This is a genomic window from Phytohabitans aurantiacus (assembly GCF_027923225.1).
Taxonomy (GTDB): Bacteria; Actinomycetota; Actinomycetes; order Mycobacteriales; family Micromonosporaceae; genus Phytohabitans; species Phytohabitans aurantiacus.
Window position 1 is genome coordinate 187,879 of sequence record NZ_BSDI01000009.1, and the last position, 25,044, is coordinate 212,922.

The following is a 25,044-nucleotide window of genomic DNA, read 5'->3' on the forward strand; positions in this document are numbered from 1 at the left end:
CGCGACACTGAGGGGCGGGAGGCTGTCTGGCATGAGTGACGGCGGAAACGACGCGGCCCGCCGGGCCGACCATCTTTCGGCCGTGCCCGAGCCGCCCCCTGACCCGGCGACCGAGGCCGACACCCTCCTGCGGGCCGTCGCGCGCGGCGACGAGGCGGCGTTCACCCGGCTGTACGAGTTGGTCGCCCCACGCGTGTACGGGCTCGTGCGCCGGGTACTACGTGACCCCGCACAGGCCGAAGAGGTGGCGCAGGAGGTGCTCGTGGAGGTGTGGCGCAACGCGACGCGGTTCGACCCGGCTCGCGGCTCGGCCACCTCGTGGGTCTTCACGATCGCGCACCGCCGGGCGGTCGACCGCGTACGGTCCGAGCAGGCGGGCGCCGAACGCATCCGCAAGATCGCCGCCAGTTCGGCCGAGACGCCGTACGACGAGGTGGTCGACCAGGCCACCGTGCACCTGGAGCAGCAGCAGGTGCGGCGCTGCCTGCAGGGGCTGACCGGTCTGCAACGCGAGGCGATCACCCTCGCGTATTACGAGGGGTACACATATCGCGAGGTAGCGCAGCTTCTCGATACCGCGTTACCTACGATCAAGACACGAATGCGCGACGGACTGATCCGCCTGCGCGACTGCCTGGGCGTGGGGGTGGTCGCATGACCGAGGTTCATGCGTTGGCTGGGGCGTACGTGTTGCACGCCTTGACCGACATCGAGCGGGCGTCGTTCTCGCGGCATCTGGCCGAGTGCGAGGCGTGCGCCGTCGAGGTGGCCGAGCTTCAGGAGACGGCGGCGCGGCTCGCCGATGGCACGTGGTCGGTGCCGCCGCCGCGACTGCGCGACAACGTACTGGCAGAGGTGCGACGCACGCGCCAGGTGCCGCCCGGCAAGGTGGACCGCGAGGCGACGCCGGCCGCGAATCGCTGGCGGCGACGCACGCTGGCGGCGGTCGCCGCCGGGATCATCGCCGCGGCCGGGGGCACGGTTTCGTTCGTGGCTCAGGAGCAGCGGGTACGCGATCAGCGCACCGCCGCCTCGGCGGCGCGTGCCGAAGCGGCCCGGGTCGAGGCGGTGCTCGGCGCACCAGACGCCCGGCTGCGCACCGGCACGCTGAGCGGCGGCGGCCGGGTGACCATGGTGCTCTCCGACAGCCGCGACGAGGGCGTCGTGGTGCTCGCCGACGCGCCCGCGCCCGGCCCCGACAAGGCGTACCAGCTCTGGGCGATCGACGCGGGCGGCCCGAAGTCGATGGGCGTGGCGGGCTCCGACACTCAACTTGTCACGGGCGTCCGCGGCATGCAGGCACTCGGTGTGACGGTGGAGCCCGCCACCGGATCGAAGACCCCCACTTTGCCAATCCTGGTCACAATGGCGGTCACATGACGGATTACGAGGTGGGCTCCGCGGAGTAGATCGCTTCGGCGAACTCGTGCAACGAGTGCTCGTCGAGGCGAACGGCCAGGTCCGCTTCACTGATCATGCCGATCAGCCGGCGGTTCTCCATGACCGGCAGCCGGCGGATCTTGTTTTGCTGCATGAGCCGCAGCACCTCGCTCTGGTCGGCGCTGGCCTCCACCCAGATCGGCGTGCCCTTCGCCATTTCCCGTGCGGTCATCGACCGGGGGTCGCCCCCTTCGGCGATGCAGCGGACCACGATGTCGCGGTCGGTGATGATGCCGTGAAGGCGGTCGTCTGCCCCGCAGATCGGCAGCGCGCCCACCTTCAGGTCCCGCATCATGCGGGCGGCGTTTTCGAGTGTCTCGTTCTCGCTGACGCAGTCGGCGCCTGGGTGCATGATCTCGCGAGCAGTGCTCATGGTGTGACCTCCTCATGCTGCACTTGTGCTCACCGTATCCGCCCTGTTCAGAGGCGTCCCGGCAACGCGAAGATCTGTCGAAAGGCAGGTGCGGCGGGTGCCGTTCGTGCACTGTGCCGGGCCACCCGTTTCCGTACGGTCGATCGCCATGACCATCACGTTGACCGGGTTGACGAAGCGGTACGGGTCGACCGTCGCCGTGCACGACATCAGCCTCCAGATAGCGCCGGGCAAGGTCACCGGGTTTCTCGGACCGAACGGTTCCGGCAAGTCCACGACCATGCGGATGATCCTGGGCCTGGACCACCCGACGTCCGGCACCGCGCTCATCAACGGACGCCGGTACGCCGACATCCGCCATCCACTTCGGACAGTCGGTGCGCTGCTCGACGCCAAGGCGGTGCACCCCGGCCGCACGGCGCGCAACCATCTGCGCGCCATGGCCGCCAGCAACGGCATACCCGAGCGGCGCGTGTCGGAGGCGCTGGAGACCGTCGGTCTCACGACGGCGGCGGGCAAACGTGCCGGCACGCTGTCGCTTGGCATGAGCCAGCGCCTGGGCATCGCCGAAGCGCTCCTCGGCGACCCCGAGGTGCTCATCTTCGACGAACCGGTCAACGGACTCGACCCCGACGGCGTGCGCTGGGTGCGCCAACTCATGCGTTCGCTCGCCGCCGAGGGGCGCACGGTGTTCGTGTCCAGCCACCTGATGAGCGAGATGCAGCTCACGGCGGACCATCTCGTGGTCATCGGCAAGGGCCGGGTCATCCGGGACGCCCCGATCCAGCAGGTCATCGCGGGCAGCGCCGCCACCGAGATCCGGGTGCGCAGCCCGCAGGCGGAGGCGCTGCGCGGGCACCTCGCGGCGGCGAGCATCACGGTCCGGCAGACCGCGCCGGACGAACTCGCCGTCGCCGGCGCGCGCATCGAGCAGATCGGTGACATCGCGTACGCCGCCGGCGTGCGCCTGCACGAGCTGAGTCGCCAGGACGCTTCACTCGAAGAGGCGTACCTCGAACTGACCGCGAACGACGTCGAGTACGGAGCCGTCCGATGACCGCCCAAGCCTCTGCCCGATCTGAGTGGATCAAGTTGTGGTCGGTACGGTCGACGTGGTGGTGCCTCGCGAGCAGCGTCCTGCTGATGGCGGCCTGCGCGTGGACCCTCGGCAAAGACTTCGTACACGATCTGGAAAACCCCGCTGAGCAGGCCGTACGGGACACCACCGCCACGACGATGCCCCTGCACGAGCCGCTGGTGCTGTCGGCTCTGCTGGCACAGTTCGCCGTGGTGGCGTTCGCGATGCTGGCGATGACCGGCGAGTACGCGACCGGCCTGATCCGCTCCACCCTGCGGGCCCAGCCGTCGCGCGGTCGGGTACTGCTGGCGAAGGTCGGCGTGGTGGGCGCCGTGACATTCGCGTCCGGCCTGGTGCTGGGCGTTGCCGGCCTTGCCGCCGCACAGCTCGGCCTGTCCGACTACGCGGTCGTAGACGGCGGCGCCACAGCGGGCGCAGTCTTCCGGGTGGCCGCGTACCTGACCCTGGTCAGCGCGATCAGCGTAGGCATGGGCGCGATCCTGCGCGGCGGCGTCGGCACCATGGGCGCCGTCCTGGTGCTCCTGGTAGGCCCCCTGTTGATCGCCGGCCCGTTGAGCGACTACCTCCCCGGCACCGCCGGCGCCACGTTCCTCCGCGACGGCACGGCACGCGATGGGATCGTCCTGGCGCTCTGGACCGCAGCGGTCCTGGCAGCGGCCTACACAACTTTGCGCCGCCGCGACGCCTAACAGTGATCAGGGCGTCCCTCAAGTCGCTCTAGTGACTTGAGGGACGCCCTGATCACGAGGGGTTAGAGGCCTAGGGGGATTGTTTGCTTGGAGACGAGGTGGGCGTCGCGGAAGCAGAGTTGGTAGACGTCCAGCTGGGCGTTGAAGATCTCGCCGTGGGAGCGGTAGTAGCGGCAGACCGCGCCGGCCGGTTCGTCGCGGGTGGGTGGGTCGAGCATTTCGCGGCGGGGGAGGACCTGCTCCACGGTGGCTAGGTCTTGGCCGGTGGTGAGCGCCGCGTAGTCGCGGGGTGTGAGCACCGCGCTCGTCGTCGCGTACACGTAGTAGCCGATCGCCACGGCCCCGAGCACCGCCCCGATCCCCGCTGGCACCGCCACCGCCGTGACCAGGCCGCGCCGGGCCCGGCGCTGGGCGAGGCGGCGGCGGTCGGCGGAGGCGGTCTCGACCGGTGGGGGTGCGACGGTGCCGCCCGCGTACGGCATGCGGGCCATGACGCGGAAGCCGCCGTCTGGTGTGCGGCCGGCGTCGAAGGCGCCACCCGTGAGGCGGACCCGCTCGCGGAGCCCGACGAGCCCCTGCCCACCCTGGCCGATGCCGGGGAGGGGGCCGGCCGGTGGGGGTGCGTTGCGGACGGTGACGGTGACGTCGGTGTCGGTGTGGTGGATGTCGACGGTCACGGCGGCGCCGGGGGCGTACTTGTTGGCGTTGGTCAGCGCCTCCTGTACCAGCCGGTGGACGGCGCGATCGACCATCGGCGGGACCGGGGTCGACGGGGGAGTCGTCGTGAGCTCGGCTGCCATGCCGGAGGCTTTGGCGCGGCGTACCAGCTCGGTGACGTCTTCGTCGGTGGGATGGGTCGGCGCGGGCGCGGTGTCGTCACGGAGTACGCCGATGATCTCGCGGAGCCGTTCGGTGGCGGCACCCGCGCTGGCTCGCAGCGACGCGGCGGCCTCCCGGTGGCGTTCGTCCAGGTCGGGGGCGAGTTCCAGGGCTCCGGCGCGCAGCGCGATGAGGCTCAGCTCGTGCCCGAGGGAGTCGTGCATGTCCTCGGCGATCCGGGTGCGCTCGCGCAGGCGTACCTGGTCGGAGATGATGCGCTGCTCGCGTTCGAGCTGTTCGGCGTGTTCCCAGCCAGCGGCAACGAGATCGAGCTGCTGCCGCCGGTACCGGCCGACGAGCCACGGGAAGAGCCCGGCGTACACGAGCACGCCAGCCAGCGACGCCCAGGTCAGGAAGCCGGTGCGGATGAGGACGTACGGCGAGAAAAGCACCACGATCGCCGTGAACCCGATGGCGGCGGGCCGGATGCTGGCCATCCGCCGGCCGACGAGGTAGCTGATCACGGGCAGGGCGAACGAGAAGTTGCCGTCGATGGCGGTGAGCGACACCACGATGAACAGCGACACGAGCGGGTACCGCCGGCTGACCGCGACGGCGGCGCCGAGGCCGGCCAGCCCGACGAGGAGCAGCCAGAACGGGTACGCGTTGTGGCCGGGCCAGGAGAACGCGACGGGCGCGGCGAGCACGACCCAGAGCCCGATGTCCGTCGCCAACCGCCGCATACAAAGACCGTAACCTGCCGAAAGTGAGTGCCGGCTTACATCCTTTGGCCGGTGCGGGTGCCCCATGGCGCGGCCTAGCGTCGCCAGCATGTTGACAGTCAGCACGGGGGGCCTCAGCACCGCTGAGGTGGCCGAGAGGGTCGCGACGGGCCGGGTGAACGACGTACCGGCGCGGGCGAGCAGGAGCGTCGGGGAGATCATCCGGGCGAATCTGTTCACCCGGATCAACGCGATCATCGGCGTACTGCTGATCATGATCCTGGCGGTCGGGCCGATCCAGGACGCCCTCTTCGGCGGTGTGATCATCGCCAACACCCTGATCGGCGTCATCCAGGAGCTGAGAGCCAAGCGCACCCTCGACCGGCTCGCGATCGTGGGCGCGGCGCGGCCCGTGGTGCGGCGTGACGGGTACGCCGTCGAGGTGGACGCCTCCGAGATCGTGCTGGACGACCTCATCGAGCTGGGCCAGGGCGACAAGATCGTGGTGGACGGCGTGGTGGCCGAGGCGGACCAGCTGGAGGTGGACGAGTCGCTGCTCACCGGCGAGGCCGACCCGGTGGTCAAGCAGCCCGGCGACCAGGTGCTGTCGGGGAGCTTCGTGGTGGCCGGTGGCGGCGCGTTCACCGCCACGAAGGTGGGGCGTGAGGCGTACGCGGCGCGGCTGGCCGAGGAGGCGAGCCGGTTCACGCTGGTCAACTCGCAGTTGCGGAACGGGATCGACGCGATCCTGCGGTTCGTGACGTGGCTCATCATCCCGGCCGGAGCCGCGCTCGTGGTCAGCCAGCTCATGGTGAACAGGGACGACGTGCCCGAGGCGGTACGCCGGATGGTCGCCGGCCTGGTGCCGATGGTGCCGGAGGGGCTGGTGCTGCTGATGTCGGTGGCGTTCGCGGTCGGCGTGATCCGGCTGGGCCAGCGCCGCACGCTGGTACAGGAACTGCCCGCCATCGAAGGGCTGGCCCGGGTCGACGTGGTGTGCCTGGACAAGACCGGCACCCTGACGGAGGCCACGATGGAGGTCGCCGAGGTGCTCAGGCTGGAGGCCGACGCGCCCGTCGAGGCGGTGCTGGGCGCGCTGGGCACCGCCGAGGAGCGCCCCAACCCGAGCCTGCGGGCCATCATCGAGGCGTTTCCGCACCAGCCAGGTTGGACAGTACACAGTAGAACTCCGTTCTCGTCGGCGCGGAAGTGGAGCGGTGCCACGCTGTCCGACCCGTCGGGCGGCACCGCGACGTGGCGGCTGGGTGCACCGGAGGTGGTGCTGCCGGCCGGCGATCCCGCGCTGGTGGAGGCGGACGAGTACGGGGCACGCGGGCTGCGGGTGCTCGCGCTGGCGCGGGATGGCGTACCCGTGGCGCTGGTCGTCATCGCCCAGCGGTTGCGCGCCGACGCCCGCGACACGCTGCGGTACTTCGCCGAACAGGGCGTCGCCGTCAAGGTGATCTCCGGTGACAACGCGCTGTCGGTCGGCGCGGTGGCGCGCTCGCTCGACATTCCCGGCGCCGACGACCCGGTGGACGCGCGCACGCTCCCGGAGGACCCGGACGCCTACGCGGACGCGGTCGAGCGCACGACCGTCTTCGGGCGGGTGGGCCCGCAGCAGAAGCGCGATCTGGTGAAGGCGTTGCAGGCGCGCGGACACACGGTCGCGATGACCGGCGACGGCGTCAACGACGTGCTGGCGCTGAAGGACGCCGACATCGGCGTGGCGATGGGCGCGGGCAGCCCTGCCACGCGCGCGGTGGCGCAGATCGTGTTGCTGGACAACAGCTTCGCCGCGCTACCCGCCGTCGTCGGGGAGGGCCGCCGGGTCATCGGCAACCTCGAACGGGTCGCCAACCTATTCCTGACCAAGACGGTGTACTCGGTGCTGCTCGCCATCGTCGTCGTGCTCGCCCAGGTGCCGTACCCCTTCCTGCCCCGCCATCTCACGCTGGTCGGCTCGCTGACGATCGGGATACCGGCGTTCTTCCTCGCGCTCGCGCCGAACGCGGAGCGGGCCCGGGCGGGCTTCGTGGGGCGGGTGCTGCGGTTCGCGATACCGGCTGGAGTGCTGGCCGCGGCGGCGACCTTTGGCACGTACCTGTACGCCCGCGGGCTTTATGACGACCTGGCGGCCGAGACGTCTGCCGCGACCCTCGCGCTCTTCCTCGTCGCGCTCTTCGCTCTCGCCGTCATCGCGCGCCCGTACACGTGGTGGCGCGCGGCTCTGGTGGCCGCCATGGGCGCGGCGTTCGCGATCGTGCTGGCCGTGCCGTTCCTGCAGGACTTCTTCCAGCTCAAGCTGGTCGGCTGGCGCGGGCCGGGCGTCGCGGTGGCGATCGCGGTCTCGGCTGGCGCGCTGCTGGTCGTCACTGAGCGTCTACTAGACCGGCTTCGTACGCGATGATGGCGGCCTGCACGCGGTTGCGCACGTCGAGCCGGGTGAGGATCGTGCTCACGTAGCTCTTGACGGTGCCCTCGACCAGATAGAGCTTGCGCGCGATCTCGGCGTTGGACATGCCGGCGCCGACCAGGGCCAGCACCTCGCGCTCGCGGTCGGTCAGCGCGTCGATCCGGTCGCGGGCGGCGGCACCGCGCGACATCCGGCCGTCGCGCAACTCGCTGATGACGCGGTGGGCAACCTGGGGCGAGAGGTACGCCGCACCGGCGGCCACCGCGTGGACGCCGGTGATGAGCTCCCTCGGATCGCCGGACTTGAGCAGGAATCCGCTGGCGCCCTCACCCAGCGCCCGCGCGATGTAGTCGTCTTCGCCGAATGTGGTCAGCATCACCACGGCGGTGTCGGGGGCCACGCGCCGGATCTCGGTTGCCGCGGCCAGCCCGTCGAGCTGCGGCATCCGGATGTCGAGGAGGGCGACGGCCGGCCGGTGGGCGCGTGCCTGCTCGACAGCCTCACGGCCGTTGGCGGCCTCGGCCACGACCTCGATGCCCGGATCGGCGGCCAGGATGGCCTTGACACCGGCTCGGATCATGGCTTCATCGTCGGCGAGCAGGACGCGGATCATGACGCCGACGGTACCCGGTGACTGGCCCAACCCCTGTGATCAGGGCGTCCCTCAAGTCGTCCTAACGACTTGAGGGACGCCCTGATCACAGGTTGCGTCGCAGTGCAAAGCTGGGCGCCATGAACCCGGAGAATCCCCCGGCTCCGTTCCAGGGTGGACCGTCCAGTGGTCCGCCCGCCAGCGCGCCGCCGGTAAGCGGTGGTGCGCCCGTGCCCGCCCCCGTCAGGCGCAGCACCCTCGGCCCCATCCTGGGTTCGCTGGCGGTACTGCTGTGTGTCGTCCTCGGCGTGGTGGCGGTGGTGCAGGCGCGGCAGATCGCCAGCCTGCGCGACGACGTGAAGGAGGCGCGCGCTGACGCGCGCTCCGCACAGGCCAGCGGTGACCAGCGGCTCGACAGCCTGGAGGGCCAGGTCGCCCAGCTCGGCGAGCAGGCCGGGCAGCAGTTCAACCCGCAGGTGATCGCGGCCGCGGTGCTGCCGAGCGTGTTCAAGGTCAGCGCCGACAACGTGACGGGTACCGCCTTCGCGGTGGGCAGCCCGTCGGGCGGCAGCACGAAGTTCCTGACGGCGTACCACGTGATCGACGCGGTCTGGAAGCGCGGTTCGACCAGCGTCACGCTCGAACGCGACGGCCAGACGTACCCCGGCACCGTCACCGACGTCGACCAGGCCACCGACATCGCGCTGATCAGCGCACCGTTCGACTTCACCGGGCTCGCGACGGCGAAGAAGCCGGCCGAGCCGGGCCAGCAGGTTGTCGTCGTGGGCGCGCCGCTCGGCCTGTCCGACAGCGTCACCGCGGGTGTGGTGAGCGCCGTGCGCCCCACCGGGTCGGGCGTGGGTCTTGGCCCGCACATCCAGTTCGACGCTTCGATCAACCCGGGCAACTCCGGTGGCCCGGTGGTCAACACCGCGAAGGAGGTCGTGGGGATCGCGACCGCCAAGGCCAACAACGCGGAAGGGATCGGCCTGGCCACACCCATCGCCACCGCGTGCACGACCTTCAACCTCTGTTAACCAGCCACAGGAGGAAGCGATGACCCACCCCGGGTACCCGCCGCCGGACGACCCGCAGCACATGCCGCCGCCGCAGCAGCCGTACCCAGCCGCCGGCTACCCGCCACCGCAGATGCCACCGCCCATGCCGCCGCCGCAGCAGATGCCGCCGCCGCAGGTGCCCACGTCGGGTTGGCCCGCGACCGCCAGCGCACCGCCGTACGCGGTGTCGGGCGCGCCCGCGGTGACCAGTGTCCCTTATGGACAGCCGCAGCCGCCTTCGCAGCGGTCGAGCACGACGACGGTGCTCATCATCACGGCGGTCGCGCTCTTCCTGCTCGGTGGCGTGATGACCGGCCTGTTCCTGGTGAAGAACAACGAGCTCGGAGACACCAAGCAGGAGCTGACCAGCCAGGTGTCCGAGCGCGACAAGACCATCACGTCGAACCAGGAGAAGCTCACCAAGCTGGAGGCGGACCTCAAGGCGGTGACCGACGAGCTGGCCAAGAACAAGACCAGCCTCGCCGACGTGACGAAGGACCGCGACGCGCTGGTGCCGTGCATGCGCCGCTTCAACGAGGCGCTGGACGCGGCGGGCCGCAACAACGAGGCCGCGCTGGACACCGCGCTGCGTCAGGCGACGACAGCGTGCGAGAAGGCAAAGGCCACAGTGGACTCCTGATACGGGTCCCGCCCGGTGATCACAGAAGACGGTGATCACCGGGCGGGAATCCGGTTTAGGAAGCCACCTCGGAGCGGTCGCCGCCCCACAGGACGTGGAACGCGCCCTCGCGGTCGACGCGGCGGTAGGTGTGTGCGCCGAAGAAGTCGCGCTGGCCCTGCACCAGGGCGGCCGGGAGGCGCTCGGCGCGCAGGCCGTCGTAGTACGCCAGCGCCGAGGAGAAGCCGGGTGCCGGGATGCCGAGCTGCGTCGCGGTCACGACCACGCGCCGCCAGGCGTCCTGCGCGCCACGGACGGCGTCGAGGAAGTACTCGTCGACCAGCAGCGACGGCAGGTTGGGTGCCGCGTCGTACGCCTGCTTGATGCGGTCCAGGAACTTGGCGCGGATGATGCAGCCGCCCCGCCAGATCGTCGACATCGCGCCCGGGTCGATGCTCCACCCGTACTCGGCGCTGCCGGCCTGGATCTGGTTGAAGCCCTGCGCGTAGGCGACGATCTTCGAGGCGTACAGCGCCTGCTCGACGTCGGCCACCAGCGAGTACGCCGGCTCGGCCAGCGCACCCGACGGGCCGGGCAGCTCGCGGGCGGCCGTGCGGAGCCCCGCGTCGCCGGAGAGGGACCGCGCGAACACGGCCTCGGCGATGCCGCTGACCGGTACGCCCAGGTCGAGGGCGATCTGCACGGTCCAGCGGCCGGTGCCCTTCTGCTCGGCCTGGTCGGTCACCACGTCGACGAACGGCTTGCCAGTGGCGGCGTCGGTGTGCGCCAGCACCTCGGCGGTGATCTCGATGAGGTACGAGCCCAGCCGGCCCTCGTTCCAGCCACGGAACACCTCGGCGATCTCGCCCGGCTCCATGCCGGCGCCCCGGCGCAGCAGGTCGTACGCCTCGGCGATGAGCTGCATGTCCGCGTACTCGATGCCGTTGTGCACCATCTTGACGAAGTGTCCCGCGCCGTCCGGTCCGACGTGGGTGCAGCACGGCACCCCGTCGACCTTGGCGGAGATGTCTTCGAGCAGCGGCCCGAGCGCCTCGTACGACTCGGGGGAGCCGCCCGGCATGATGCTCGGCCCGTGCAGGGCGCCCTCCTCGCCGCCGGAGATGCCGGCGCCGACGAAGTGGATGCCCCGCTCGCGGAGCGCTGCCTCGCGGCGGCGGGTGTCGGCGAAGTGGGCGTTGCCGCCGTCGACGATCATGTCGCCCGGCTCCAGGAGCGGGGCGAACTCGTCGATGACCGCGTCGGTCGGGCCACCGGCCTTCACCATGATGACGAGCCGGCGCGGGCGTTCGAGGCTGGCTACGAACTGCTCGGCGGTCTCGGCGGGGAAGAAGGTGCCCTCATGGCCGAACTCCTCGACCAGTTCCTTCGTCCGCGAGTAGGACCGGTTGTGCACGGCCACCGGGTGCCCGTGCCGCGCCAGGTTGCGGGCCAGGTTGCGGCCCATGACCGCGAGCCCGGTGACCCCGATGCGCGCCAACTCCGTCATGGTCTTCCTCCTCATGGCCGGGCGATCGCCACGGCGTTGTACTCGGTGTCGGGTGTCGCCTCGGTGCCGAACCGGGCGTTGGGCAGATAGAGCAGGTCGCCGACGGCCGCGACGGTGGTCGGCACGTCGAACCGCTCGTCGCTGAGCTGGTCGACCAGGTCGGCCTGGCTGCCGGTGCCGTTGATCTCCAGCACCGCCACCGTGTTGAGTCGATTCTGCACTACGAACAGAGTCTGCCCGACGACGAGCAGGCCGTCTCCGTTCTGGAGGAGCCCGTCGCCGTTGACGTCGACCACCTCGGAGCGGGTCGTCTCCCCGGTGGCCGCGTCGACGGTGAAGAGCAGGCCGGTGTTGCTCTGGACGATCAGGAGCGTCTCGCCGTCGGGGGCGAGCGCGATGCCGTTGGCGTTGATCCCGTCCCCGTACTCGATGGCGCCGGATAGCGGGATTCGCACCACATCGTCCTGGGCGGGCAGCTCACCGGAGGCGTCGACGGGCAGGTGGTAGAGCACGGGGTTGGTCGAGTCGGTGAAGAACGCGCCCGACGGGGTGAGAACGACGTCGTTGACGAAGCTCTCCGCCTCGGTGGCGAGCGTGAGACTGGCCAGTGCGGCCCCGCTGGTGGCGTCGATCACACGGGCGTCGCCGGCCCGGCCGCCGGCCACGAAGAGGCGGCCGCGGTCGTCGAGCTTCATGCCGACCGAGGGCGTGCCGGGCGGCTCGCCGATCACCTGGCCCTCACCGGTGACAAGGTCGGCCCGGAAGATCGCCCCGTTGGCCAGGGAGCCGAAGAACGCGACCGGCTCCGTGCCGATCGCGATGCCTTCGGGCTGGAAGCCGTTGGGGAGTGTGATCTCGTCGCGCAACTCCGCCGCGGGCGGCTCCTCGCCCGCGACGGCCAGGCCACTCACGGTTGCGAGCGCCGCCGTGGCGGCTCCGGCCAGCACTACCCGGTTTATTCGCATATGAGGTGGTACGCGAGATGTGACCCCAACAGTTCAGCGTCGCTGCCGGCGGGTCATCCCGCCGCCCTGCCACACGCCACCGAAGCCGGGACGCCCCAGCGGTGCCCCCCGCGCCTTCAGCTTGCGACGGGTGCGGACCAGCATCGTGAGGCCGAGGAAGACCATCATCCCGCCGATGGCGAGGCCGACCGGGAGCAACCCGGAGCCGCCACTGGTGCGATCGAGGTCGACGGGCTGGCCGACGCCGCCACCGGCCACCGGCGCGGCGGTCTCTTCTTCGGTCGCCTCTTCGGAGGGCTCCTCCGTGGGCTCTTCCGTGGCCTCTTCGGACGGGCTGGGCTGCGCGGATGAGTTCTCACCCCGGACGCTGCGCGTCACGGTGGCGCTTTCCAGCAGCTGGCCGCGCTGGTCGAAAGCGCCGACCTGCATCGACAGCCGGCCGTTCGCGACGTCGTCGGCGAACCGCAGCGCGTACCGCGCGGTCACCGTGCGGCCGCGGCACAGCGTGCCCGGATCGAGCTGTACGTCGGTGAGCCGCGCCTCGTCGCCGTCGGACTCCACGTCGAGCGGGAACGAGCCGTTTTCCTCGACCCGATCGATGCCGACCTGGTTGAGACGCATGCCGTCGACGCGAAGCACCATCGACCAACGCACCTTGAGGCATTGGTCGGTGCGTTTGGAAGCCACCACGGTCATTTGCGCCTGAGCGCCGGCCTCGAAACGGCTGGACACCTCGGTGATCTGGACCGTGACGCCCTCAGCGGCGGACGCCGGGCCCGCGGCCACCGCCACGAAACCTGCCACGCACGCCAACGCGGTGCCGAGCCGGCCCGCGAAACGCCACACAGTCATCACCGCCTCGCCTTTAGCTCCACTGCCACGCTAGGTCGGAGGCCAGGCATAGCGAAAGGCGCTCAATTCGCGCCAGTCGCGGATGAAGGACACCACTAACACGGACAGTGGTGAACCCTTCACGAAGCGGCCCGAATGAGTCGCTCTGCAGATAGACCAAAGTTGGAAGCGCCGCGGGGCGCGGCGGGCCTACCTTGAGCGAATGCTGGGGGAGCTGCGTAATGAAACCGTCGTGTCATACCCGGCCTGGGCCTGGGGGCTCGTCTGGGCCGGGTTTCCGCTGGCCGGAGCCGGTATCGGGTGGTTGCTCAAGGCGGTCGCCGGCTGGATCGCGGAGCTGCCGTGGGCGCCATTGAAGGGTGTCTTCGAAGCGGTCGACAAGCTCGACGAGCCGCTCGCCACGATCGGCGCGCTGGCTATCGGCGGCCTCGCCGGGCTGGTGTTCGCGTTCCTCGCCGCCGCGGAGGCGCTCACCGTCACGGTCTCCAGCGGGCAGGCCGTCCTGGCACGAGCGGGGAAGTCACGGGCCGTTCCGCGCGCGTCGGTCCAGGTCGTCTTCCTGGACGGCAAGCACCTGGTACTGCTCGGACAGGCGGGCGAGGAACTGGCCCGGGAACCGTCCGATCTGGAGGCCAACCGGGTACGTGAGGCGTTCCGGCAGTACGGGTACCCGTGGCGCGACGGCGGCGACCCCTACCGCGACGAGTACCGCCGCTGGGTGCCCGAGACGCCCGAGCTGCCCAGCGGCGCCGACGCCCTGCTCAAGGCGCGCGCCAAGGCGATCGGCAAGGGCGACAGCAGTGATGCGGCCGACCTGCGGGCGGAACTCGTCAAGCTCGGCGTCGTCGTACGCGACGAGAAGAAGCGCCAATACGTGCGAGTGGTGCGTTAGGAGTGTCCATCGTGGAATGAACTGGTCACTTCCTCGTACGTCAGGTGCAGCGCCATGCCGAGGTCGGCGTGTGCGAGGTTGTGGCAGTGGTTCATCCACACGCCCGGGTTGGTGGCGCGGAAGCCTACTTCCCACACCTCGCCCGGCCGCACGTCGAACGTGTCCAGCAGCAACGGGCTGCCCGTCGGGGCCCTGCCGTCCTTCGCGAGCACCAGCACCCGGTGCCCGTGCAGGTGCCACGGATGGGTCTCGAAGCCCCGGTTCACCACCGTCACGCGCACCAGGTCGTTCGCGCGAACGACCTGCGCCGGCGTGCCCGGGTACGCGCGGCCATTGATCGTGTACGCGTACTTCGGGCCCCCGCTCAGCCGGACGCCCCGGTCCAGCACCATCGTGAAATGGCGATTCTCCTCCCCGAAAGGCGCCGCCGGCCCTCGGGCCGTGCCGTAACGGGTCAGGTCCAGCTCCGGCCAGTCCGCGGTGTTCTCGACCGCTGGCGCGCTGCCGTCCGGTGACAGGCGCAGCCCGGTCATGAGGTCGTCGCCCGCGAGCAACGCGACCGGCCCGTCCGGCATCGTGAACGCCAGGTCGTACCGGCCACCGGCGGGCAGCCGCAACCCGTCGCGCCCCAACTCGCCAGGCCCGTTGAGGTCGTTTCCGTCGACCGCGACCAGCCGGTACCGCGTGCCGGCGAGCGTGAACCGCCGTGGCACGCTGTCGGTGTTGATGATTCGCAGTCGCACGGGTGTGCCTGGTGAAACCCGCCGGGCCTCGACGCGGTCGTGGGTGCCAAAAACCACCATGCCCGCGAACGTGTGCACCGGGATCGTCAGGTCCAGCCCCGTGCTCGCGGCACCGCGCGGCGCCACCACCAGCGTTCCGTACAGGCCCATCCGCACGCCCCGGTCCGAGACCTGGTGGGTGTGGTACCAGTACGTGCCGACCTGGTTCGCGAGGAACCGGTAGGTGTACTCCTGGCCGGGCAGTACGGCGTCCTGTGTCACGCCGGGCGCACCGTCTTCGGCGTTCGGCACGTCGTACCCGTGCCAGTGCAGCGTGACACCCCGATCGATGTCCTTGTTGCGCAGGGTCACCTCGATGAGGTCGCCTTCGGTGGCGGTGAGCGCTGGACCGGGCGCCTGCCCGTTGTACGTCCACGCCGCCACCGTCCGGCCCGAGGCGAGCGCGATCGTGGCCCGCCGAGCGGTGAGCTCGTGCCGCCGCACCGTCCCGCCCGGTGCCGGCTCGGTCGGGCCGCGCAGCGCGCTGACGGGTCGCGCCTGGCCGGCCGCGAGCCGGCTCGGCACCCCGCCGTCGTCGACCGTGTCGCCCGGCACGAAGGCCAGCCCGGCGCCCACCACCGCCGCGAGCGCCACCAGAGCCGTGCCCGCCCGCGCCACCCGTACCTGGGCCGCACGCCAGGTGACCAGCGTCGCCGCGCCGACCAGGGCCACCGTCAGCAGGGCCGCGCTCCACGTCGCCGGGTACCCGATGAGCAGCGGGAAGATCAGGCCGGCCGCGGCGGCGTACCCGGCGGTCAACAGACTCGCGACCGCCGGGCCGCCGGCGGGCCGTGCGCCCCCGAAAACGCGCGGCCCGGCGAGGATGGCGGCGGTTACGCCGCCAGCGAGCAGCAACGGCAGCGTGAGGGTGACCTTCTCCTGCGCGAACCACCAGCCCTCCGCCGCGAGCGTGACGGTGGTGGCAACGCGGGCGAGTGAGGCGGCGACCGCCAGCGCGCACAGCGCCCTGGCCAGGAGCAGGCGACCGGACCCGAGCGTCACGGCCGCGCCGATCCACCCAGCGGTGGCAAGCAACGCCGCCGCCAGATCCGCCGCGGTGAGCTGGGCGATCATGCGCTGACGGGCGTCCGGGCGGCGTCGGCCAACTGGCGGGCGCGGCGCGCGGCCGTGCCGGCGGCCGCCATCATGGCCAGGCCGTTCACCGCGTGCAGGCCGAGAATCGCCAGCCCAGCCGGGCTCGTGTTGTCGTCGGCGCCCCCGGAGATGGCGTTGCCCACCGCGATGATGAGCACCTGCACGACGACGAGGCCGAGCGGCAGCACCGTGAGCCCGATCAGCTTGCCAGGCGCCTTGACGAGGGCGGCGGCGCCGGTCGCGAGCAGGACCAGGAGCGGTATGACCGCCATGCCGTTGATGCTGTGCAGGCGGAACGACCCGTCCTCCTGCGGCCGGTCGAACGCGCCGGTCGCCGCGAAGTAGAACTGCACCAGGATCGCGACGCCCACGAGCCGGGTAAGCACGACGTAGGCCATGCGCATGGGAGGCTCCTCTCTCGATGAGAGGCAGCGTGCCGCGTGGGGCGCCTCCGGTCGTCGGGCCGGAAACGGCGATGGGGTACGGCATCGGGCTCAAGTCGGGCGCGCGACGGGTACGCGCACGGGCGTACCCGGCTACGTCAGCGGACGGATCTCGCGCGCCTGGCCAGCGGATACGATCGCGCCATGCCCCTGATGAGCCGACGCCTGCCGGTATGGGCACAGGACGCGCTGCTCGCGGCGTTCGTGACGTACGCGCAGATCAGCGGCACGCAGCGGTCCGCGCCCGAAGAACTCGCCGCGCTCGACACGGTCGGCATGTACGGGCACGCGATCCTGCTGACCACGAGCGGCATCGCCCTCTCGATGCGACGCCGCTACCCCGTGCCCGTCGTCATCTACGTCGCCGCCGCGAGCCTGGTCTACTACCTGGCCGGGTACCCGGACGGGCCGGGTTGGCTGGCGCTGTTCGTCGCGATCTACACCGTCAACGCGTACGGAAACGAGCGCTACGCGCGGTGGCTGAGCTGGTGCGGGCTGCCCTTCGTCACGGCCGGCTGGGTGCTCGCCGCCCTCCTGTTCCCACCGGTCGAGCCGGGCTGGCTGTTCTTCCGGATCGGCACGGCGTTCCTCGCGGCGATGATGGGTGTCTCGGTGCGGATGCGGCGCAAGCTCATCGCCGAGGCGCACGCGCGTGCGGAACAAGCCGAGCAGACCCGCGAGGAGGAGGCCCGGCGCCGGGTGGACGCCGAGCGGCTGCGCATCGCCCGCGAGGTGCACGACACCGTCGCCCACGCCATCGCGGTGATCAACGTGCAGGCCGGCGTCACCGCGCACGTGCTCGACAAGCATCCCGAGCAGGCCCGCGCGACGCTCGTGACGATCGAGCAGACCAGCGCGCGGGCGCTGCGCGAGCTTCGGGTGACGCTCGGGGTACTGCGCGGGGCCGACGACGACGGCCGGGCGCCAACGCCGGGGTTGGACCGGGTCGACGAGCTGGTCGGGATCGCCCGCGAGGCGGGATTCGACGTCACGGTGGAGAGCCACGAGGTGCTCCGCGAACTGCCCGGCGCCGTCGACACCGCCGCGTACCGCATCCTCCAAGAGTCGATCACCAACGTGATCCGCCACGCCGGGCCGACCCGGGTCACCGTCGCGCTCGCGCAGTGCGCCGACAACCTCACGATCCGGGTCAGCGACGAAGGCCGCGGCCCCTCCGAGGGCAACGGCGGCGGCCGGGGGATCCGGGGCATGCGGGAGCGGTGCGAGCTGCTCGGCGGCGAGCTCACCGCCGGTCCGCGCGCGGCTGGTGGCTTCGAGGTCTTCGCCCGCCTGCCGGTGGTTCCCGCATGACCGACGTGAGGGTGTTGCTCGCGGACGATCAGGTGCTCGTGCGCACCGGGTTCAAGCTGCTGCTCGACTCGGAAGACGGCATCGAGGTGGTAGGCGAGGCCGCCAACGGTTCCGAGGCGGTCAGTCTCGCCCGCGCGCACCGCCCCGACGTGGTGCTGATGGACATCCGCATGCCGGTGCTCGACGGCATCAAGGCCACCCGGGAGATCGCCGGCACCCGCGGTTTGGAGCAGGTGCGCGTGCTGATCCTGACCACGTACGACACCGACGAGTACGTGTTCGAGGCGCTGGAGGCGGGCGCGAGCGGTTTCCTGCTCAAGGACAGCGGCCCGGCCGAACTGCTGCACGCCATCCGAGTCGTCGCCGCCGGTGAGGCCCTGCTGGCGCCGCGGATCACTCGCCGGCTGATCGCCCAGTTCACCGCGGCGCGCGTGGTGCGGCACGTGGCCGACGACCGGCTGGCCGTGCTCACCCAGCGGGAGCGCGAGGTGCTCGCCCTGGTCGGGCGCGGGTTGAGCAACGACGAGATCGCCACCGAGCTGACGTTGAGCCCAGCCACCGCGCGCACCCACGTGAGTCGTGCGATGGTCAAACTGGGAGCCCGCGACCGCGCGCAACTGGTCGTCGCCGCGTACGAGACGGGGCTGGTGTCGCTGGGGGGCTGAAGATTTTTTCGGTGAGGTGTCGATCCGGCTGTCTCCCGTTCGACGCGTTGGCAGAAGGTAACCCGACACACCTGAAGGAGACCGCGATGCGTTTCATGGTTCTGGTCAAGTCGACCCCGCAGTCCGAGGCCGGCGAGATGCCGAGCGAGGAGCTGCTCACCGCGATGATGAAGTACAACGAGGAACTGGTGAACGCGGGCGTCATGCTCGCCGGTGAGGGTCTGCACCCCAGCGCGAAGGGGGCCAAGGTGCGCTTCGGGGCGGGCCAGCCGACGGTGATCGACGGGCCGTTCACCGAGACGAAGGAGCTGATCGCCGGGTACTGGCTGATCCAGGTGAAGTCGCTCGACGAGGCGATCGAATGGGTCAAGCGCGTGCCGAACCCGGACAACGAGGAGTCCGAGATCGAAATCCGCCAGGTCTTCGAGACGGACGACTTCGGCCCCGAGCTCACCCCGGAACTCCGCTCCAAGGAGGAAGAACTCCGCGCCCGCACCGAGGGCTGACAGCGCTCCGCGCCTTCCGGGGCGCGCCGCGCCCCTTCCGGGCGCGCGCCGCGCCCCTTCCGGGCGCGCGCCGCGCCCCGCGCGCGGCCCTCCCCGTCCGTCGATCAAGGGCGAATGCACGTGGTTGGATCTCTTTTCCGCGTGTATTCGCCCTTGATCGTTGGGAATGCCCTTGATCGGCGATCGTCGCGCTTAGGATTTCTTGCGATCCGGCGGCGGTTCATGTCCGGTCCGGGTCCGCGGCGCCGACGTCCCGGGTGAAGGCGCCGCACGGGCGCCGCCGAGAGGAGCCACCATGAAGTACATGATCATGCTGTACGCCTCCCAGCGCGACTACGACGCGATGGCCGGCAAGGGCAGCCCCGGCACGCCGGCGTGGCAGCCGGAAGAGGTGGCGGCCATGCACGACTACATGGGGAAGTGGAATCAGGCGCTGATCGACTCGGGCGAGTTCGTCGACGCGCGCGCACTGTCCGCGCCCGTCCACGCGCGCCGCATCACCGGGCTGAAGGACGGCGTGCCGGTGGTCACCGACGGTCCGTACGCCGAGACCCAGGAGGTGCTGGCCGGCTACAACGTGGTGGAGTGCGCCAGCTTCGACCGCGCCACCGAGCTCGCCGCCCAGATCACGCTCTGCCCCGCGCCGGCCGGCATCGACATGAGCACCTGGTATGTCGACGTGCGGCCGATGGACGAGGGCCCCGACGACACCGAGAGCTGATCACATGGCCGGCGACCGCGTCGAGGTCCTGCTGCGCGAGTTGGCACCGCAGGCTCTCGGCGCGGTGGTGCGCCGGTACGGGCACTTCGATCTGGCCGAGGACGCGGTACAGGAGGCGCTGCTCGCCGCCGCGACCCAGTGGGCCGAGGATGGGGTACCCGCCAACCCCCGCGCCTGGCTGATCACGGTGACCGCCCGGCGCCTCACCGACCTGCTCCGCGCCGAGCAGGCCCGGCGCCGCCGCGAAGACGAGGTCTGGCGGCGCGAACTGCCGCTCACCGGCTCCCACACCGCCGACGCCGACGACACGCTCGTGCTGCTGTTCATGTGCTGCCACCCGGCGCTGTCGCCCGCGTCGCAGATCGCGCTGACGCTGCGCGCGGTCGGCGGGCTCACGACCGGCGAGATCGCCCGCGCGTTCATGGTGCCGGAGAGCACGATGACGCGCCGGATCACCCGGGCGAAGCAGTCGATCAAGGAGAGCGGCATCCCGTTCGGCCTGCCGCCGGCGGCCGAGCGTGGAGATCGGCTCGCCGCCGTAATGCACGCGCTCTACCTGATCTTCAATGAGGGGTACGCCAGCACGACCGGCCCGCTCCTGCACCGCGTGGAACTGGCAGCGGAGGCGATCCGGCTGACTCGGATCGTGCACCGGCTGCTGCCCCACGACCCCGAGGTCACCGGGCTGCTCGCGCTCATGCTGCTCACCGACGCCCGCCGCCTGGCACGAACCGGGCCTAACGGTGAACTGATCCCGATGGCCGAGCAGGATCGCAACCGGTGGGACGCCGAGCAGATCGCCGAGGGGGTCGCCCTGGTCAGCGAGGCCCTGCCGAAGGGGCCCACCGGCCAGTACCAGGTCCAGGCGGCCATCGCGGCCCTGCACGACGAGGCACCGACCGCCGATGCGACCGACTGGCCGCAGATCGTGGCCCTGTACGAGGTGCTGCTGGAGCTGTCGGACAACCCGATGGTGGCGCTGAACCACGCCGTGGCGGTGGCGATGACGCACGGCCCGCGGGCCGGTCTCACGCTGCTCGACAAGCTCGCGACCGACGATCGCCTCGCCACCGACCACCGCCCGTACGCCGTCCGGGCGCACCTGCTGGAGATGGCCGGCGACGAAGTGGCCGCCCGCGAGGCGTACCTGGCAGCGGCGCGCCGCACGACCAGCCTGCCCCGCCAGCGCTACCTGAACGCCCGAGCAGCACGACTCGCACCGCCCGAAAAATGAGCCGGAGGGGTGTCGAGAATCGGGGGCGGGCTCCGACCCATCTGTGAAAGCGCACACCGACGGAGCCACGAACAGGGAGTGAGCAGCGTGAAGTATCTGTTGATCATGAATGTCAACCCGAGCGTCCTGGAGGCACTCTCCGAGGAGGAGCGGAACGCGATCGGGAGCGGCCACGAGGAGTTCATGCGCACGATCCGGGAGTCGGGCGAGATGATCAGCACCAACGCCCTGGCTGACCCGTCGAACAGCGTGGTGGTCCGGTCCAGGGGCGGCGAGCAGGTCGTGACCGACGGGCCGTTCGCCGAGTCGAAGGAGTTCCTCGGCGGGTACTACCTGATCGACTGCGAGACCAAGGAGCGCGCGATCGAGCTGGCGGGCATGATCCCTGACGCGAAGATCGAGGGTCTCGGCATCGAGGTACGCCCGGTGATGTTCTTCGCGGGCAGCGAGATGTAGGCGCCGATCAAGGGCGATCGCATCGATCAAGGGCGAATGCACGCGAAAAAGAGATCGAACCGCGTGCATTCGCCCTTGATCGGCGGGCGCGGCCGCGTCGCGCGCAAGCGCGGCCGCGACGCGCGGGGCGCGGGGCGCGGGGCGCGCAAGCGCGCGGGGCGCGCAAGCGCGCGGGGCGCTCGCGGGCGCGCCGAGGCTCAGGGGAGGGTGATCACGAGCTTGCCGCGGCCGTGGCCGGTCTCGATTTCGCGGTGGGCGTCCGCGGCGCGTTCCAGCGGGTACGTGGCGCGCACGTGAACGCGCAGGTCACCCCTGGCGTACAGGTCGACCAGCTCGGCGAGGCGTGCCTGGGAGCGCAGCGGCGGGGTGAGCCTGATGCCCAGCTCGCTGGCCTTGTCGTGCTCCACGAGCGTGAGGATGCGCTTCCGGTCGGCTACCAGTGCGAGCGAGACGGCCAGCGCGTCGCCACCGGCACCGTCGAGCGCCACGGTCACCCCGTCGGGCGCGAGCGCGCGGACGCGGTCCAGCAGGCCCTCCCCGTACGCCACCGGTATGGCGCCGAGCAATCGCAGGTACTCGTGGTTCTCCTCGCGGGCGGTACCGATCACGGTCGCGCCCCACGCGACGGCCAGCTGCACCGCCACCGTGCCGACCGCTCCGGCGGCACCGTGGATCAGCAGCGTGTCACCCCCGCTCACGGCCAGCTCCTGCAGGGCGATGTGCGCGGTCTGGGCGCCGGCGGTGAACCCGCCCGCCACCTCCCACGGCATCGACGCCGGCTTGGCGGTTACCTGGTCGGCGGGCACGACGATGTACTCCGCGTACGCGTCGAGCTGGCCGAAGCCGAGCACCTCGTCACCGGGCGCGGCACTCGTGACGCCCGCACCGACCTGGTCCACCACGCCCGCGAACTCGTTGCCCGGTACCTTCGGCAGCTCCGGCCCCTTGCCCGGTGGCACCCAACCGGCGCGCACCGCCGCGTCGTACGGCTGGACGCCCGCGGCCTTGACCCGCACCCTCACCTGTCCCGGCCCGGCCTCCGGGGTGTCGAACTCCGCGAGCTGGAGCACTTCTGGGCCACCCGGCTGGAAAAACGCTGCTACCTTCATGCGTCCAGCGTGGAATCTCAACCGAGGTTGAGGTCAAGTCATCCGGATGTGACGCTCGCCCGAATCACCTGGCGTGGACGCACGGCGCAACGGGTGGGCGTTGGTGGGCCGGGACGCGGAGCTGGAATCCGTGGCCGCGGCGCTGGCGTCCGGCTCGTGCGGCGGCCTGGTACTGGTCGGCGCGGCGGGCGTGGGAAAGACCCGCCTCGCACGGGAAGCCTTACGCCGCTGGGCCGACGCCGGCGGCGACCACGAGTGGGTGGTCGGTACGCGGTCGGCCGCCTCGATCCCGTTCGGCGCGGTATCGCATCTCCTGCCACCCGGCCCGCAGCCCAGAGGCACGGGTGCCCTCGTCGCCGCCGTCGCCGCGCGATTCGAGGCACTTACTGGCAACGGCCGCCTGGTCGTGGGCGTCGACGACGCACACCTGCTGGACGAGGCGTCGGCCGCGCTGCTGCACCAGCTCGTCGTCCGTGGCGCCGCCGCCCTGGTGGCCACGGTCCGCGGCGGCGAACCGACGTGCGACGCGGTCATGGCACTGTGGAAAGACGCCGGTGAGCGGCTGCACGTGCATCCCCTGCCCGACGAGGCGATCGACCGGATCGTCGCGGAGGTACTGGGCCCGGTCGACCCGATCAGCCTGCGGCTCCTGCGCCGGCTGGCCGGCGGAAACCCGTTGCTGCTGCGCGAATTGCTGGCGGACGCGCTGGAGACCGGCGCGCTGGCACGATGCGAAGGTCTCTGGTGCTGGCGCGGTGCGGTGCCGGGCGGGGCAAGGGTCGGTGAGCTGGTGGCCGCACGGCTACGGGCGCTCGATCCGGCTGCTCGGGCAGCGCTCGAAATTGTCGCGTGCGGCGAGCCTCTCGCACTGTCTCTTGTAGAGCGTCTGGCCGGTGTGGACGCGATCGAAACCGCCGAGCGCAGCGAGATGGCGGTCGTCGAGCGGTCCGGCGCCCGCACCGCGCTGCGGCTCGCCCACCCCCTCTACGGCGAAGTGCTGCGCGCCGGACTGCCGGTCGGCCGGGCCCGCGCCATCTGGCGTGGCCTGTCCGAGGCCCTGACGGCGGGACCGATGCGCCGCCGCGACGACGTACTGCTCGCCGGCGTCTGGGAGCTGCAGTCGGGCACCGTGTGGCGACCGGACGTCCTGCTGGCGGCCGCCCGCCAGGCGGTCGGTCGCTTCGACTTGGAGCTCGCCGACAGGCTGGCCCGAGGGGCGCGCAGTGCGGGTGGCGGAGCGGCCGCAGACTGGCTGCTCGCCGAGATCCTCCAGTTTCGGGGGCGCGGCCGGGAAGCGGCCCAGGTACTGCCCGCCGCGCCGGAAGCCGACAGCGGGCAGGCGGTCACCCGGGCGCTGATCCTCTACTGGGGACTCGGGCAGGTCGAAAACGCCGAGAAAGCCTTGGACGTCACCGGTTCAGCCGAGTCGGAGGCCACGCGGTCGTGGATAGTCCTCTTCGACGGGCGGTGTCACGAGGCACTGGCTGTCGCGCAGACCGTCCTGCTGGATCCGGCCGCCAGCGACCAGGCGGTGATCTGGGCGGCGATGGGTGGCGGGCTGGCCGCTGGCCTTCTTGGTCGCGCCGAGCGCGCCACCGCCATCGCCGCGCGCGGGCGGATGGTGGCCGACGCGCACGCCGACCGGTACCCGTGGGGGCAGGCGCAGGTCGGCTACGGCTTGTGCCTCGCGCGGTACGCCACCGGGCGGTTGCGCGGTGCCGCCGAGGTGGCCGAGCACGGGTATCGGACGGCGGTGGCCAAGGACGCGCGGCCGATGGCAGGGTTCTGGGCGGCGTTCCGCGGTGTGGTGGCCAAGGCGCGTGGCCGGGTCGCCGACGCGCAGGCCGCTCTGCGGGAAGCCATCGTGCTGATGGAAGACGGCGACACGTACCAGATCTCCCGCGTGCACCTCGGTGAGCTTGCCGGTGCCTGCGCGCTGGCCGGCGACCAGGCCGGGGCGCGCGACTGCATGGCCCGGGTCGACGCCGCACAGGCCCCGTCGAACCGGCTCTTCGACGCCTGGGTCGAACTCAACCGGGCCTGGGTCGAGGCGGCCGGCGGCAGCCTCTCAGCGGCCGCGGGCACGGCGCTCCGCGCGGCCGACCTCGCCCGCGACACCGAGCAGCCCACGATCGAGGCGATGTGCCGGTACGACGCGGCTCGGCTGGGCGCCGCGGCGACCGTGCGGGAGCGGCTGGCGGTGCTCGCGGAGCAGGTCGAGGGTGGTTTCGTGGCGCTTCTGGCCGCCGCGGCCACGGCTCTGTCCACAAGGGACGCCATGGCGCTGGACCGGTCGGCGACCGTCTTCGCCGAACGGGGTTACCTGTTACTGGCCGCCGAGGTGTCCGCCGCGGCGGGGCACGCCCACCGGCACGCCGGACGCCGCGGCAGCGCGCGGCACTCTTTCGAACGGTCGGCGACGCTGGCGGGACAGTGCCAGGGCGCGTACACGCCACTGCTGGACCTGGACGGCGTCGGCACTGTGCTGACCCGCCGCGAACGCGAGGTGGCCGTGCTCGCCACGACCCTGCCGAGCCGTGAGATCGCGGTGCGGCTCGGCCTGTCTGTCCGGACAGTCAACAACTACCTCGGTCGCGCGTACCAGAAGCTCGGCATCGCGAGCCGTGCCGAGCTCCAGGACGTCTTCGAACCCCGTTCCAGCTAGACCTTGCGGGTACC

At 71.3% G+C, this 25,044-nt stretch carries 24 protein-coding genes; 15 read left to right on the plus strand and 9 right to left on the minus strand.

The annotated features are described in order from the left end of the window. Positions 1 to 31: 31 nt before the first annotated feature. Both QMG73_RS12820 and QMG73_RS12825 read left to right on the plus strand, forming a co-directional pair. Positions 32 to 658, plus strand: a complete 627-nt coding sequence (locus tag QMG73_RS12820; RefSeq protein ID WP_281894970.1) for a sigma-70 family RNA polymerase sigma factor — start codon at positions 32 to 34, stop codon at positions 656 to 658. Further along, entirely contained in the window at positions 655 to 1,380 is a 726-nt protein-coding gene (locus QMG73_RS12825; RefSeq protein ID WP_281894971.1) for an anti-sigma factor, read from the plus strand. The genes QMG73_RS12820 and QMG73_RS12825 overlap by 4 nt, the downstream gene beginning before the upstream one ends. Positions 1,381 to 1,384: 4 nt before the next feature. On the opposite strand, the gene QMG73_RS12830 is transcribed toward QMG73_RS12825, so the two are convergent. Next, positions 1,385 to 1,813, minus strand: a complete 429-nt coding sequence (locus QMG73_RS12830) for a CBS domain-containing protein (protein ID WP_281894972.1) — start codon at positions 1,811 to 1,813, stop codon at positions 1,385 to 1,387. A gap of 148 nt (positions 1,814 to 1,961) precedes the next feature. Between QMG73_RS12830 and QMG73_RS12835 the strand changes: the two genes are divergently transcribed. Then, the gene (locus tag QMG73_RS12835) at positions 1,962 to 2,870 is read left to right on the plus strand and encodes an ABC transporter ATP-binding protein (protein WP_281894973.1); all 909 of its coding nucleotides are present in this window, start codon (positions 1,962 to 1,964) and stop codon (positions 2,868 to 2,870) included. Next, on the plus strand, positions 2,867 to 3,601 hold the full coding sequence (locus QMG73_RS12840; protein ID WP_281894975.1) for an ABC transporter permease: 735 nt from the start codon (positions 2,867 to 2,869) through the stop codon (positions 3,599 to 3,601). The genes QMG73_RS12835 and QMG73_RS12840 overlap by 4 nt, the downstream gene beginning before the upstream one ends. A gap of 62 nt (positions 3,602 to 3,663) precedes the next feature. Here the strand turns inward: QMG73_RS12840 and QMG73_RS12845 are convergent, their stop codons facing one another. After that, positions 3,664 to 5,163 (minus strand): sensor histidine kinase, encoded by a 1,500-nt coding sequence (locus QMG73_RS12845; RefSeq protein WP_281894977.1) that lies wholly within the window; start codon positions 5,161 to 5,163, stop codon positions 3,664 to 3,666. 88 nt (positions 5,164 to 5,251) lie between these two features. Here QMG73_RS12845 and QMG73_RS12850 point away from each other — a divergent pair, with 88 nt between their 5' ends. Next, complete coding sequence (locus QMG73_RS12850) at positions 5,252 to 7,552, plus strand: HAD-IC family P-type ATPase (protein ID WP_281894980.1); 2,301 nt, start codon at positions 5,252 to 5,254, stop codon at positions 7,550 to 7,552. Here QMG73_RS12850 and QMG73_RS12855 read toward each other — a convergent pair. Continuing rightward, positions 7,515 to 8,171 carry a response regulator gene (locus QMG73_RS12855; RefSeq protein ID WP_281894983.1) on the minus strand — a complete coding sequence of 219 codons (657 nt, stop codon included), beginning with the start codon at positions 8,169 to 8,171 and terminating at the stop codon, positions 7,515 to 7,517. The two genes, QMG73_RS12850 and QMG73_RS12855, sit on opposite strands and share 38 nt — an antisense overlap. 209 nt (positions 8,172 to 8,380) lie before the next feature. Here QMG73_RS12855 and QMG73_RS12860 point away from each other — a divergent pair, with 209 nt between their 5' ends. After that, positions 8,381 to 9,187, plus strand: coding sequence for a S1C family serine protease (locus tag QMG73_RS12860; RefSeq protein ID WP_281894984.1), 807 nt, complete (start codon positions 8,381 to 8,383; stop codon positions 9,185 to 9,187). Positions 9,188 to 9,206: 19 nt separating this feature from the next. Continuing rightward, entirely contained in the window at positions 9,207 to 9,848 is a 642-nt protein-coding gene (locus QMG73_RS12865; RefSeq protein WP_281894986.1) for a hypothetical protein, read from the plus strand. Between the two features lie 55 nt (positions 9,849 to 9,903). Here QMG73_RS12865 and gndA read toward each other — a convergent pair whose 3' ends face one another. The 3 genes from gndA to QMG73_RS12880 are packed head-to-tail and all read right to left on the minus strand — an operon-like array spanning position 9,904 to position 13,151. Continuing rightward, positions 9,904 to 11,334, minus strand: a complete 1,431-nt coding sequence (gene gndA, locus QMG73_RS12870) for an NADP-dependent phosphogluconate dehydrogenase (RefSeq protein ID WP_281894988.1) — start codon at positions 11,332 to 11,334, stop codon at positions 9,904 to 9,906. Positions 11,335 to 11,345: 11 nt separating this feature from the next. Continuing rightward, complete coding sequence (locus QMG73_RS12875) at positions 11,346 to 12,299, minus strand: SMP-30/gluconolactonase/LRE family protein (protein WP_281894990.1); 954 nt, start codon at positions 12,297 to 12,299, stop codon at positions 11,346 to 11,348. Positions 12,300 to 12,332: 33 nt separating this feature from the next. Beyond that, positions 12,333 to 13,151: a hypothetical protein gene (locus QMG73_RS12880; RefSeq protein ID WP_281894992.1), complete on the minus strand. Its 819-nt coding sequence runs from the start codon at positions 13,149 to 13,151 to the stop codon at positions 12,333 to 12,335. A gap of 202 nt (positions 13,152 to 13,353) precedes the next feature. Between QMG73_RS12880 and QMG73_RS12885 the strand changes: the two genes are divergently transcribed. After that, positions 13,354 to 14,043: a YqeB family protein gene (locus tag QMG73_RS12885; RefSeq protein ID WP_281894995.1), complete on the plus strand. Its 690-nt coding sequence runs from the start codon at positions 13,354 to 13,356 to the stop codon at positions 14,041 to 14,043. Here QMG73_RS12885 and QMG73_RS12890 read toward each other — a convergent pair. Both QMG73_RS12890 and QMG73_RS12895 read right to left on the minus strand, forming a co-directional pair. Then, a complete protein-coding gene (locus QMG73_RS12890; protein ID WP_281894997.1) occupies positions 14,040 to 15,899 on the minus strand; it encodes a multicopper oxidase family protein in 1,860 nt (619 codons plus the stop codon). The genes QMG73_RS12885 and QMG73_RS12890 overlap by 4 nt on opposite strands. Then, positions 15,896 to 16,324 (minus strand): DUF6220 domain-containing protein, encoded by a 429-nt coding sequence (locus QMG73_RS12895; RefSeq protein ID WP_281894999.1) that lies wholly within the window; start codon positions 16,322 to 16,324, stop codon positions 15,896 to 15,898. The genes QMG73_RS12890 and QMG73_RS12895 overlap by 4 nt, the downstream gene beginning before the upstream one ends. A 183-nt stretch (positions 16,325 to 16,507) precedes the next feature. Here QMG73_RS12895 and QMG73_RS12900 point away from each other — a divergent pair, with 183 nt between their 5' ends. The 6 genes from QMG73_RS12900 to QMG73_RS12925 all read left to right on the plus strand — a co-directional run bounded on the left by QMG73_RS12900 (position 16,508) and on the right by QMG73_RS12925 (position 21,256). Next, positions 16,508 to 17,674, plus strand: coding sequence for a sensor histidine kinase (locus tag QMG73_RS12900; RefSeq protein WP_281895001.1), 1,167 nt, complete (start codon positions 16,508 to 16,510; stop codon positions 17,672 to 17,674). Then, positions 17,671 to 18,339, plus strand: coding sequence for a response regulator transcription factor (locus QMG73_RS12905; RefSeq protein ID WP_281895002.1), 669 nt, complete (start codon positions 17,671 to 17,673; stop codon positions 18,337 to 18,339). Before QMG73_RS12900 ends, QMG73_RS12905 begins: the two co-directional genes overlap by 4 nt. A gap of 86 nt (positions 18,340 to 18,425) precedes the next feature. Further along, positions 18,426 to 18,845 carry a YciI family protein gene (locus QMG73_RS12910; protein ID WP_281895003.1) on the plus strand — a complete coding sequence of 140 codons (420 nt, stop codon included), beginning with the start codon at positions 18,426 to 18,428 and terminating at the stop codon, positions 18,843 to 18,845. 295 nt (positions 18,846 to 19,140) lie between these two features. Continuing rightward, complete coding sequence (locus QMG73_RS12915) at positions 19,141 to 19,566, plus strand: YciI family protein (RefSeq protein WP_281895004.1); 426 nt, start codon at positions 19,141 to 19,143, stop codon at positions 19,564 to 19,566. A gap of 4 nt (positions 19,567 to 19,570) precedes the next feature. Then, entirely contained in the window at positions 19,571 to 20,800 is a 1,230-nt protein-coding gene (locus QMG73_RS12920) for an RNA polymerase sigma factor (protein ID WP_281895005.1), read from the plus strand. 87 nt (positions 20,801 to 20,887) lie between these two features. Next, a complete protein-coding gene (locus tag QMG73_RS12925) occupies positions 20,888 to 21,256 on the plus strand; it encodes a YciI family protein (protein WP_281895007.1) in 369 nt (122 codons plus the stop codon). A 197-nt stretch (positions 21,257 to 21,453) separates the two neighbouring features. Here QMG73_RS12925 and QMG73_RS12930 read toward each other — a convergent pair whose 3' ends face one another. After that, complete coding sequence (locus QMG73_RS12930; protein ID WP_281895010.1) at positions 21,454 to 22,365, minus strand: NADP-dependent oxidoreductase; 912 nt, start codon at positions 22,363 to 22,365, stop codon at positions 21,454 to 21,456. Positions 22,366 to 22,438: 73 nt separating this feature from the next. Here QMG73_RS12930 and QMG73_RS12935 point away from each other — a divergent pair, with 73 nt between their 5' ends. Then, positions 22,439 to 25,030, plus strand: a complete 2,592-nt coding sequence (locus QMG73_RS12935; RefSeq protein WP_281895012.1) for an AAA family ATPase — start codon at positions 22,439 to 22,441, stop codon at positions 25,028 to 25,030. The last annotated feature ends 14 nt before the right edge of the window (positions 25,031 to 25,044 follow it).

Coding starts and splice junctions, on each gene's coding strand:
- QMG73_RS12820 (WP_281894970.1), top strand. CDS start 32: ATGAGTGACGGCGGAAACGACGCGGCCCGCCGGGCCGACCATCTTTCG.
- QMG73_RS12825 (WP_281894971.1), top strand. CDS start 655: ATGACCGAGGTTCATGCGTTGGCTGGGGCGTACGTGTTGCACGCCTTG.
- QMG73_RS12830 (WP_281894972.1), bottom strand. CDS start 1,813: ATGAGCACTGCTCGCGAGATCATGCACCCAGGCGCCGACTGCGTCAGC.
- QMG73_RS12835 (WP_281894973.1), top strand. CDS start 1,962: ATGACCATCACGTTGACCGGGTTGACGAAGCGGTACGGGTCGACCGTC.
- QMG73_RS12840 (WP_281894975.1), top strand. CDS start 2,867: ATGACCGCCCAAGCCTCTGCCCGATCTGAGTGGATCAAGTTGTGGTCG.
- QMG73_RS12845 (WP_281894977.1), bottom strand. CDS start 5,163: ATGCGGCGGTTGGCGACGGACATCGGGCTCTGGGTCGTGCTCGCCGCG.
- QMG73_RS12850 (WP_281894980.1), top strand. CDS start 5,252: ATGTTGACAGTCAGCACGGGGGGCCTCAGCACCGCTGAGGTGGCCGAG.
- QMG73_RS12855 (WP_281894983.1), bottom strand. CDS start 8,171: ATGATCCGCGTCCTGCTCGCCGACGATGAAGCCATGATCCGAGCCGGT.
- QMG73_RS12865 (WP_281894986.1), top strand. CDS start 9,207: ATGACCCACCCCGGGTACCCGCCGCCGGACGACCCGCAGCACATGCCG.
- gndA (WP_281894988.1), bottom strand. CDS start 11,334: ATGACGGAGTTGGCGCGCATCGGGGTCACCGGGCTCGCGGTCATGGGC.
- QMG73_RS12875 (WP_281894990.1), bottom strand. CDS start 12,299: ATGCGAATAAACCGGGTAGTGCTGGCCGGAGCCGCCACGGCGGCGCTC.
- QMG73_RS12880 (WP_281894992.1), bottom strand. CDS start 13,151: ATGACTGTGTGGCGTTTCGCGGGCCGGCTCGGCACCGCGTTGGCGTGC.
- QMG73_RS12885 (WP_281894995.1), top strand. CDS start 13,354: ATGCTGGGGGAGCTGCGTAATGAAACCGTCGTGTCATACCCGGCCTGG.
- QMG73_RS12890 (WP_281894997.1), bottom strand. CDS start 15,899: ATGATCGCCCAGCTCACCGCGGCGGATCTGGCGGCGGCGTTGCTTGCC.
- QMG73_RS12895 (WP_281894999.1), bottom strand. CDS start 16,324: ATGCGCATGGCCTACGTCGTGCTTACCCGGCTCGTGGGCGTCGCGATC.
- QMG73_RS12900 (WP_281895001.1), top strand. CDS start 16,508: ATGCCCCTGATGAGCCGACGCCTGCCGGTATGGGCACAGGACGCGCTG.
- QMG73_RS12905 (WP_281895002.1), top strand. CDS start 17,671: ATGACCGACGTGAGGGTGTTGCTCGCGGACGATCAGGTGCTCGTGCGC.
- QMG73_RS12910 (WP_281895003.1), top strand. CDS start 18,426: ATGCGTTTCATGGTTCTGGTCAAGTCGACCCCGCAGTCCGAGGCCGGC.
- QMG73_RS12915 (WP_281895004.1), top strand. CDS start 19,141: ATGAAGTACATGATCATGCTGTACGCCTCCCAGCGCGACTACGACGCG.
- QMG73_RS12920 (WP_281895005.1), top strand. CDS start 19,571: ATGGCCGGCGACCGCGTCGAGGTCCTGCTGCGCGAGTTGGCACCGCAG.
- QMG73_RS12930 (WP_281895010.1), bottom strand. CDS start 22,365: ATGAAGGTAGCAGCGTTTTTCCAGCCGGGTGGCCCAGAAGTGCTCCAG.